Annotated in this window: 1 protein-coding gene; it reads left to right on the top strand. The window is 54.7% G+C overall.

The features are described from left to right. The first annotated feature begins 37 nt into the window (after positions 1–37). Entirely contained in the window at positions 38–11,326 is an 11,289-nt protein-coding gene (locus tag AAFH99_RS01375; protein WP_406828456.1) for a filamentous hemagglutinin N-terminal domain-containing protein, read from the top strand. The last annotated feature ends 11 nt before the right edge of the window (positions 11,327–11,337 follow it).

The raw sequence follows: 11,337 nt of genomic DNA, 5'->3' as shown, positions 1-11,337 counted from the left end.
AGCGCCGCCATGGAGCTAAGTGGCAAGAATCATGAATATGAAAAGAAATTTGCTGTCTGTTGCGGTGAGTCTGGCGGGGCTGATGAGTGCCACCGTGGCGCATTCTGTAGAAGTTGGAAATATTGGAGACTTCACCACTGACGACGCTGTTACCTTCGACGACAGCGATAAACATCAGGTGGACGACGAAAGTTTTTCCAAAATTAGTATTGACGGCAAGTTTGCCAAACTCGACTGGGAAACATTCAATATTGCTCAGTCGGAAGGGCTGTATTTTGACTTCACCGCTGTTGCAGATGGAAGTTTTGATGCGTCTTCCGTGGTGATCAATAAGGTGCAGAATGGTACCACCAGCATTGCGGGTTGGTTGGGCTCAGACGGTCATGTGGTATTGATCAATCCCAGGGGCGTTCTGTTCGGACAGGGGGCTTCCGTTAATGTGGCTGCACTGACGGCCGCGGCTATGGAAGGCGATATTGACAGTGGCTCTGGCGATTTCGCTTTCAATTTGATAGATCCATCGAGTATATCCAGTGAAGATGGCGAGTCCAGATCAGTAACTGTTGAGGCTGGCAGTGTGATCAGGGCCGGTCGGGGTATCACACTCATTGGTGAGAGCGTTAAGAATTCAGGTCTGTTGTCTACTGCACAAGATCAGGGCGAGTTGGTTGGCGGTAATATCAATATTCATACCGGCGGTCGCGTCACGCTGAGCCTGGGTGGCGATGGGCTGATCGGTGTAGAAGTAGAAAAAGAGGCTCTTGATGATGAGTTTGATGCCGCTTACGAGATTCTGAATTCCGGCACGGTGGATGCTGTACAGGTAGTAATGAAGGCTGGCGCTGCTGATGGTATCTACAGCGCAGCTGTGAATAACACCGGTATTGTTCAGGCAACGGGTATCGAGACCTCCGGTGGGAAAATCACTCTCGGAGCCTTCGCTGGTGATTCGATATCCGCAAGCGTTTCCAATAAAACCGGAGATACGGCTGAGGAAGTTGGAAAGCTTCAAGTTAGTAATGGCACGGTAGAAAAAGCGAATGCTGGTACTATTGATATTGTCGCGAAAACTATCGAACTGGGTGATGGTAGTGCGTTGTTAGCAGATGCCAAAGCCATTACCGATCCGGGTACCGGTGATGCGATCGCTGTCAACGGCGGCGATATCACGGTCGCGGCAACCGAAAGCCTTGCCGTTGATGGAACCATCAATGCTTCCGGAAGTGACTCGGGAAGTACTGGCGGAACCGTCAAAACTACTTCCGAATCGACTATTTCTATTGCCTCTACCACATCCGTCGATACTGTCAGTGATGACGGACTATCTCAGGGTGGCGAGTGGTTGATCGAAGCATCAAGCGTGACGCTCGACACTTCAGCTTCAAGCGTTGTAGGTACGGCACTCGAAAATAATAAGTCAGTTACAGTTGCAACGTTTTTTGGAGCGCTCAACGTCGACGGTAGTGTGGGCTGGTCCTCTGACTCATCGCTGAATCTTGTGTCTGAAGACATCGTAGGGCTGGCCACGGCACAAACAGTAACAGCTAGTAACGGCACCTTGAACGTAATAGCTGCTAGTGGTTTTACCAATAACGCAGCTGTTAGTGTCAATGATTTTTCGTTGGAAGTGGGGGCGTTTGGAGCTGAAGAGCTGGATTCTCCTACGGTTAGCGTTCTCGGAAATATCCAGTCTGTAAACCCATTCACTATAACGAACTCCGGTGGTAATCATTACTTTAATGTCAGCACAATTTCCTCATTTTCAGAAATTGAATCGAGCGGCGGTGTAACAAGCCTTAAAAGTGACTCGGCGAGTGTTGCAACGATCACAAATGCTGATGGTGTGGTGGTCGGTGCAGGGGTCACACTCTTTGGGAATAATGGAACTGATGGTATTGACGACGATGTGTTTTTCCTAAATGGCTCTGGGAATATCGAATACAGTGGAGTGATTTTTGAAAACCTCGATACGGTGGATGGTCTCGGGGGCAAGGATGCTATTAACGCTAGTACCTTCAGTGGGGGAATCGGTCTGACCGACACCACCGGCCAGCTGGACGCCGGTGGTCTAGTCATTACCGGAATCACCGAGATCACGACCGAAACATTGACCGGCACCACAGGCCAGGAAGTTTTCGACCTGGCGGCCGGAAACACCCTGACCGTCGACACTTACGACGGGTTTAACTTCCTCGGTGTTGCGAAACTGAACGGCAACGGTGGCTCCGACAGGTTTAACAGCACTGCCGGTGGGGACTGGGTGCTGGCAGAAAATCTGGCTAGCGTTACCCACGATCACGAAGTAGATAGTGACCTTAACATTGTTGGCGTCGAGACATTTACCGGCGGTTCAGGAAACGTTATCGGTGATGGTAATAGCTATTTCTTCGATGTGGACAGTGGAACCTCCGTTACCGTTGCCAATAACGCGGAGTTTGATGGCACTCAATTGATATTCAGTGGCATCAGCAAAGTAGAGTCTAATGGTGAATTGAATGCGCTGGATCTATCGGAAGTCTATCTTAAAAAAGATGATGGCGATGTTGCGGCAGATGTATTTGTCGACACCGCTAGTGACGATGGCGGGATCAAGTTTATTGGCCTATCTGGCGTTGAAGTCGCACAGATAGATACGAGACAGGCCGGCGGTATCGCCTTGTCAGTGACCGGTAATGGGGTGGCAGAGTTTACGGATATAAAACTGGAAGCCAGCAGTCTTACCGGTGTGATCGGGGCTTCCGGAAATAAGCTCTACTCGACCGGTGATTGGACCGTAATTGACGATGGTGCGAATAATAATGGTATTGATTTCACCGGTATCTGGGAAGTTGAGTCGGGTGGTGCGGATCTAACGGCCGGAAAGGATATCGAAAATAATTTCTCAATCAGTAGCGATGGTTATGTCGGTATCCATGGGATGCTGTTTAAAGATTTGGCGAAGGTATCCCCCGGCGCTGGATCGAGCAGTAGTCATCTGAGTGCCTCTGATTACGAATATGGAGTTGTAATTAGAGCTGAGAGCGACAGTGTTGCGCTGTTGACAGATGCAGCAGCTAGTACTGGGACAGTATTCTACGGATTAAGTACGGTTACCACTGATGTGCTCTCGGCACGCAATGCGGTCGGTACTGCCATATTCACCATTAAAAATGGTGGTTCGAAGGGTGATTACTTTGACGTCAGCACTAGTAATATCGAGTTTTATGCTTTAAAAACAGTTCAGGGTACCGAAAACGGAACAGAGGTTATAGGTTGGGACGATAGCTGGACCCTGAATAGATCTGAGCAAGGTGAGCTTTTCTTCTCAAGTGGCTCCGGCGTGGATGTTTACGATTTCGATACCATCAATACTGATCGCGGCACGCTGGATTTCAATATTGGTGAGCGTTTCACGCTTGAGTCCGATGGCGACGTTGTTGTCGCAAATACGACTTTCAGTGATCTTGCCTTTTTGCAGAGAGGTTCGGGTTTTGTCGTTGGCACTGCAGGTAATCCTTCTCTGGACGCCAGTGCCTACTCAAATGGATTGGTGCTCACCGATACCGAACTGGAAGTGGTTGCCGGCACCCTGGAAATTTCCGACATCTCCAGTATTACTGCCAATAAGTTGACCGCGTCTACAACAGCGGAAACACAACACGACTTCGTGATCGGCTCCAGTGCCGGTTCGCAGACGGTAACAGTCAACAAAATGGATTTCAGTGCGCTGCAGGAGGTGATCTCCGATGGAAACGACAGTTTCTCTGAAAAAGCCTCCGGGTTGGCGGTATTGTATCTCGATGATGCGAGCGGCAGCGGAATCTACTCGCATCTCGCCGGGGCAGAAGACGAACCAGATTTCTCCGTCAGCAGCGGTATTCTTTTTTCTGACTTCGCGTCTACCAGTGTTGCCTCGGTTAATACTAATGGTCAGAGTGTCTCCCTGGATATAAATTCTTCGAACAATGCGGATCTCGCGAGCGATGCATTCACATTTACGGGGCTGTCGACTATCGCCGGGTCCGGGAATGACCAGGTCACCGGCGGTGGTACCTGGATCCTGGGCGGCGATCACGTTGGCAATTCATTAATTGATTTCACTGGAGCATGGGACGTTGATGCCAGCGGCGGTCAACTGAAGGGCAGTACTGCTCAGGAAGTCTTTACCTTACAGAGTGACGGAACACTGACTGTTTCCGGATATACCGGATTTGAATTCAGTGATTTGACTTCGGTTACTAAAGGGGCGAGTAGCGATAGTGTATCCAGTGCCAGTGGTATCAACTGGGCGCTGCTGGATGCAGATTCCGTAGAAAGCAGCAACGGCATCACCTTCGATGGCTTTGAGAACTTCAACACCACTGCAGCCACGCTGACCGGTACCACAGGGGACGATGCTTTTACGCTGACCGGCAGTGCCGACGACGGCGCAACCGTGTCCTATGAAAATATGGCGTTTACCGGCCTGGTCGGTGTTGTCGGCAATGGCTCAACCTATGATGCCGTAAGCAACCCCGGCGTTGCCGGTGACCAGCTGGATGCCAGCGGCTACAGCGATGCGCTGGCTCTGACTGGCACCGATGGCGAATTGCAGGTGGCCGGTACTCTGACCTTCAAAGGGCTGAATTCCGCGATCCTGGACCAGCTGACCGCAACCGATAGCGCCGACGTTTTTGAGGCTAGCGGTTCAGGTGCGCTGACAGCTGCCGCCATCAATCTTTCCGGGCTTTCCCGTGTGAACGGCGGTGGTGGCAACGACAAGCTTGTTGCCCAAGACACACCGACCATGGAAGACGGCTATGTTCGCAGCAGCGGTATAGACTTCTATGATCTGGGGGTTATTGATGCGAATGAAACCGCCACCCTGAACGCCACTAACAACAATGACGTTATTGTCTTCGATGACCTGGGCAAGCTGACCATTAATGGTATCGCCATTGAAAATGTCACAACCATTGATGCGCGCGGCGGTACCGACGACCGTGTCACCGGCATGTCGGGTCAGGACTGGCAGCTGCTGAGTGGCACCAGTGCCAAAAACAACGGCATCACCTTTCTCAACGCCGAAACCCTGGCAGCAGTCAGCGGTGGTCTGCTGGGCACCACCGGTGCCGATCGCTTCACGCTGAACACGGATGACAGTATCGATTTTGGCAGCATGACCATTTCCGGCATGACTTCCCTGAACGGCAATGGTGATGCGGATCGCCTGGATGCCAGTGCCTTTGGTGCGGGTATCAGTCTCACCACCACTGGCGAGCTGGAAGCCGGTGAACTGACCATCACCGGTATCACAGACATCACCACTGGCAAATTGACCGGCACCACAGGTAAAGAAGTCTTCGATCTGGCTACCGGCAACATCCTGACCGTCGACACTTATACCGGGTTTATCTTCCGCGGTGTTGCGAACCTGGACGGCAACGGTGGCTCCGACAGTTTTAACAGCGCTGCCGGTGGCGACTGGGTGCTGGCAGAAAATTTGGCCAGCGTTACCCTCGATCGCGAATCGGATAGTGACCTCACTATTACAGGTGTCGACGTCTTCACCGGTGGCGCCGGGGTGATCAAAGGGCATAGCAGCGGGCACGACTTTGTGGTGACTGCTGACAGCGCGGTGACCGTTGATGGCACGCACCAGTTCAGTGGCATCAGTAGTGTGGATGCCGGTACCGGCGCGGATGACGTAGAAGCCATCGCCGGTGTTACCCTGGCTGGGACCGACGGTGCCTTCAAGAGCAGTGCGATCGACTTTACCGGTATTGACAGTGCCACCGCGTCCGCGCTGCAAGGCAGCACCAATGCGGAAGTCTATACCCTGCAAGGCAGTGGTGCCGTTGAGGTTGCGGATATTGACTTCACCGGCGTGAGCAGTGTCGATGCCGGCACCGGTGTGGATCAAGGTGACCGGGTGGATTCCCGTGGAGGTCAGGGCTTTACCCTGAATGCGGACAATTCGGTGTTGCACGACGGTATCACCTTCAGCAATGTCGAGCATTTCACGGCCCCGAATGATGCCAACCTCAATGCCAGCGCCTTTGGTGCGGGCCTGGTGCTTACCGGCAGTGCGCGGGAAGTTACCGCAGGCAGCATCACCTTCAGTGGACTCACTTCCGCCAATACCGCGTCGCTCACCGGTAGCACGCAGAGTGATGTGTTTACTCTTACCAGTGACAGTATCACCGCCCGCCTGATCGAGTTCGACGGTGTTACCAGCGTGACCGCCGGTGGCACCGGCAATAGCGTTGATAGTGCCAGTGGTATCAACTGGGCACTGCTGGATGCAGATTCCGTAGAAAGCAGCAACGGCATCACCTTCGATGGCTTTGAGAGCATCAATTCCACTGCAGCCACGCTGACCGGTACCACAGGGGATGATGCTTTTACGCTGACCGGCAGTGCCGATGACGGCGCAACCGTGTCCTATGAAAATATGGCGTTTACCGGCCTGGTCGGTGTTGTCGGCAATGGCTCAACCTATGATGCCGTAAGCAACCCCGGCGTTGCCGGTGACCAGCTGGATGCCAGCGGCTACAGCGATGCGCTGGCCCTGACTGGCACCGATGGCGAATTGCAGGTGGCCGGTACTCTGACCTTCAAAGGGCTGAATTCCGCGATCCTTGACCAGCTGACCGCAACCGATAGCGCCGACGTTTTTGAGGCTAGCGGTTCAGGTGCGCTGACAGCTGCCGCCATCAATCTTTCCGGGCTTTCCCGTGTGAACGGCGGTGGTGGCAACGACAAGCTGGTTGCCCAAGACACACCGACCATGGAAGACGGCTATGTTCGCAGCAGCGGTATAGACTTCTATGATCTGGGGGTTATTGATGCGAATGAAACCGCCACCCTGAACGCCACCAACAACAATGACATTATTGCCTTCGATGACCTGGGCAAGCTGACCGTTAATGGTATCGCCATTGAAAATGTCACAACCATTGATGCGCGCGGCGGTACCGACGACCGTGTCACCGGCATGTCGGGTCAGGACTGGCAGCTGCTGAGTGGCACCAGTGCCAAAAACAACGGCATCACCTTTCTCAACGCCGAAACCCTGGCAGCAGTCAGCGGTGGTCTGCTGGGCACCACCGGTGCCGACCGCTTCACGCTGAACACGGATGACAGTATCGATTTTGGCAGCATGACCATTTCCGGGATGACTTCCCTGAACGGCAATGGCGATGCGGATAGACTGGATGCCAGTGCCTTCGGTGCGGGTATCAGTCTCACTACCACCACTGGCGAGCTGAAAGCCGGTGAGCTGACCATCACCGGTATCACAGACATCACCACTGGCAAATTGACCGGCACCACAGATAAAGAAGTCTTCGATCTGGCTACCGGCAACATCCTGACCGTCGACACTTATACCGGGTTTATCTTCCGCGGTGTTGCGAACCTGGATGGCAACGGTGGCTCCGACAGTTTTAACAGCACTGCCGGTGGCGACTGGCAACTGGCAGAAAACCTGGCCAGTGTTACCCTCGATCGCGAATCGGATAGTGACCTCACTATTGCAGGTGTCGAAGTCTTCACCGGTGGCGCCGGGGTGATCAAAGGGCACAGCAGCGGGCACGACTTTGTGGTGACTGCTGACAGCGCGGTGACCGTTGATGGCACGCACCAGTTCAGTGGCATCAGTAGTGTGGATGCCGGTACCGGCGCGGATGACGTAGAAGCCATCGCCGGTGTTACCCTGGCTGGGACCGACGGTGCCTTCAAGAGCAGTGCGATCGACTTTACCGGTATTGACAGTGCCACCGCGTCCGCGCTGCAAGGCAGCACCAATGCGGAAGTCTATACCCTGCAAGGCAGTGGTGCCGTCGAGGTTGCGGATATTGACTTCACCGGCGTGAGCAGTGTCGATGCCGGCACCGGTGTGGATCAAGGTGACCGGGTGGATTCCCGTGGAGGTCAGGGCTTTACCCTGAATGCGGACAATTCGGTGTTGCACGACGGTATCACCTTCAGCAATGTCGAGCATTTCACGGCCCCGAATGATGCCAACCTCAATGCCAGCGCCTTTGGTGCGGGCCTGGTGCTTACCGGCAGTGCGCGGGAAGTTACCGCAGGCAGCATCACCTTCAGTGGACTCACTTCCGCCAATACCGCGTCGCTCACCGGTAGCACGCAGAGTGATGTGTTTACTCTTACCAGTGACAGTATCACCGCCCGCCTGATCGAGTTCGACGGTGTTACCAGCGTGACCGCCGGTGGCACCGGCAATAGCGTTGATAGTGCCAGTGGTATCAACTGGGCACTGCTGGATGCAGATTCCGTAGAAAGCAGCAACGGCATCACCTTCGATGGCTTTGAGAACTTCAACACCATTGCAGCCACGCTGAGCGGTACCACAGGGGACGATGCTTTTACGCTGACCGGCAGTGCCGACGACGGCGCAACCGTGTCCTATGAAAATATGGCGTTTACCGGCCTGGTCGGTGTTGTCGGCAATGGCTCAACCTATGATGCCGTAAGCAACCCCGGCGTTGCCGGTGACCAGCTGGATGCCAGCGGCTACAGCGATGCGCTGGCCCTGACTGGCACCGATGGCGAGTTGCAGGTGGCCGGTACTCTGACCTTTGCCGCACTGAACTCGGCTGTGCTGGCTGAGCTGGACGGGTCGGCAGGGGATGAAACTTTCGAGGTGACCGGTGCGGGCGCAATTACCGTGGCGGATCTTAATCTGACGGGGCTGAATCGGGTGAATGGTAACGATGGTACCAATACTCTGCGCTCCGCCGGTACGATAGATCTGAATGAGACCAACGATTTTGTCTTCGCGGAGGGTATCGAGTTTTACGATATCAAACAGCTCGACGTGGGCGCAGTTGGAGCTACCGACGATAGTGATGAAATCTGGTTCAACGCTGATGGCAATGTGATCGTCAATGGATTTGAGATAGTTTCCGAATCCACTCAGATAGACGGAAAAGGTGGTGTTGATACGGTTACCGGGTTCGATGGCGCAGACTGGACGATCGTCGGTGGCAGCAGTGCTGAAAATAACGGTATCACCTTCCTGAATGTAGAGATTCTCAACGCCTTGAGTGGTGGTGTGTTTGGTACAGACGGGGTAGATGCATTTGTTCTGAACAGTGCTGACAGTATTTCTGTAGGCGGATTGACCATCAACGACATGACATTTGTGGATGGTGTTTCTGCCGATAACTCTCTGGATGCCAGCGCCTACAATGGTGGGCTGACATTGTCTGATACTGCTGGAGAGGTGTTTGCGGGCTCGCTTAGCCTCAAGGGTATCAAACAGGCGACCACTGACACCCTGACAGGTAGCGCGGGAGCAGATAGTTTCGCGCTCGCCAGCGACGGCTCGATCGAGGTCGCCGGGATAGCGTTTCAGGGTGTGACAAAACTTGCTGGTGGCGCTGAGGGGGATAGCTTGAGCAGTTCCATCGGCGCGGACTGGCAGTTGGCGGAAGAGGTTGCGAGCCTGCAGCACGGTGACTTGTTGATCTCAGGTATCGAGCGGTTCGCCGGGGGCTCTGGTCGCATTGTCGGAAATGACAGCGGGCATACCTTTGCGGTCATCGATAACGGTGCTCTGACTGTAGATGGCATTCAATTCTCCAATGTAACCGCTGTCGATGGCGGTATTGGAAGCGACGATGTCACTGCGATCTCCAGCGTGCAGCTGGCGGGGGTGGACGGTGCGTTCACAAGCAGTGAGATGGCGTTTACCGGAATTGAAAGTGTGAGCGCCTCGGAGCTGGTTGGCAGTGCCACCACTGAAAGGTTCGTGCTGAGCGATGGCGGTATCACCGTCGCGGGTATGGGATTCAGTGGTGTAGAGAGCGTCGATGCCGGCGGAGGCACAGATGTTGTCACCGGGGATGATGTTCTCTGGCGTTCGCTCGAGCGCGATGCTGCACTCGTTGAGGGTGCTGCAGTTGCCACTGTCGACTCCCTCACGGTGCTGTTCGAAAACCTAGAACAGGTGGAAGCTACTGGCGCTTACACCGGCCCGTCATTCGGCGCGGACTATTTCATGACCGGTCCGCAGAATCTGCAGATGGGTGGGGTGAACTTCGCCGGAGTGGATTCCATCACCGCGGGCAGCGGCAGCGATACTCTCCACGGTTTTGACGCCGATATGAGTTGGACTCTGGGCGCCAGCGGTGGCAGTGTTTCGGATGCGCAGGCTTCGGTGAGCTTCAGTGGGTTCGAGCAGATTGTCGCCGGTGGTGGCAACGACGCTTTCCAACTGGATGGGGGAAGTTTGGTATCCCTGGATACTGGTGCTGGGGATGACACTGTGGTCATGGGCGGCACACTACTGGATAACCTGCTGTTGGGCGCCGGCGACGATGTTTTGCAGATAATGGCCGGTAGCCAGCCCACGCAACTGGCCGGGGGATCTGGTAGCGACCAGTTGGTGATGCAGTTAGCCGCGCAGCAGCAGTGGCAGATTCGCGGTAACTCGGATGCACAACACCTGGTGGGAGACTTTGTCTTTACAGGGTTTGAGTCTCTGCAGGATACCGCGGGAGGCCTGAACCTGGTTTCCAGTCAGCAAATGGACTTCACCAACGTTAGTGGTGCTGCGGGCATCGAGTTTAATGGCGGTGATATGGCGCTGGAATACGGCGCTGCAGGCGATGTGGTCCTCGTCAGCAGTACCACAGAAACCATTGGTGGCTTCCTTAAGGCTGGCGGCGCCGACCTTACCCTGGCCGGTGATTTGGATATTGAATCTGATCTCGAGTCGCTGTCATTGCGCTCAAGCGGGGGCGATATCGATGTGTCGATTGTGGAGAGCGATGATCTGGTGATCGGAAAGCTCGATGTGGGGCGCGGCAACCTATCCTTGGCCAGCGCCAATTTTGGCTTGCTGACCGCCGAGAGTTTCCGCGATACGCACATTACAGCCGGAACCGCGGTTATTGGTACCGAGCAGCAACGCTGGGGCAATATCGGTACGGTAATCAACCCCTTGCGATTCAATGTCACCGAGTCTGTGGATATCGTCGCGCTGTTTTATTATGAGCCGGCGTTCGAGGGGCATATGCCACTGTTTACCGCGATCGGTAACAAGGGCGTCTCCATCGCCAGTACCGAGACCACTCAGGGACTGAAGTCGGCGGTGCAGAACCCGGTAGACGACATCGCGCAACTGGACCCGGGCATTTTCAGCGAGGTGGCTCCCTACAGCCTGGGTATCGACGTATTGAACCTGCCGGAGGTACGCCTGCACGGTGGCGAGCTGCAGCCGTTGGATGGCTCGGATGACGACGAGGAAGAGCGGGAGGAGAGTGCGCAGGTAACGGGTGGCGCGGTGTTGGAAAGCGCCATGCTGGAGCCTCTTCCGGTCGCTGTTGGTGGCCGCTAAATAAAGCGGGG

Source organism: Microbulbifer sp. ARAS458-1, from assembly GCF_045348205.1.
In the GTDB taxonomy this organism is placed as follows: Bacteria; Pseudomonadota; Gammaproteobacteria; order Pseudomonadales; family Cellvibrionaceae; genus Microbulbifer.
This window is presented reverse-complemented; position numbering and strand designations above follow the sequence as displayed.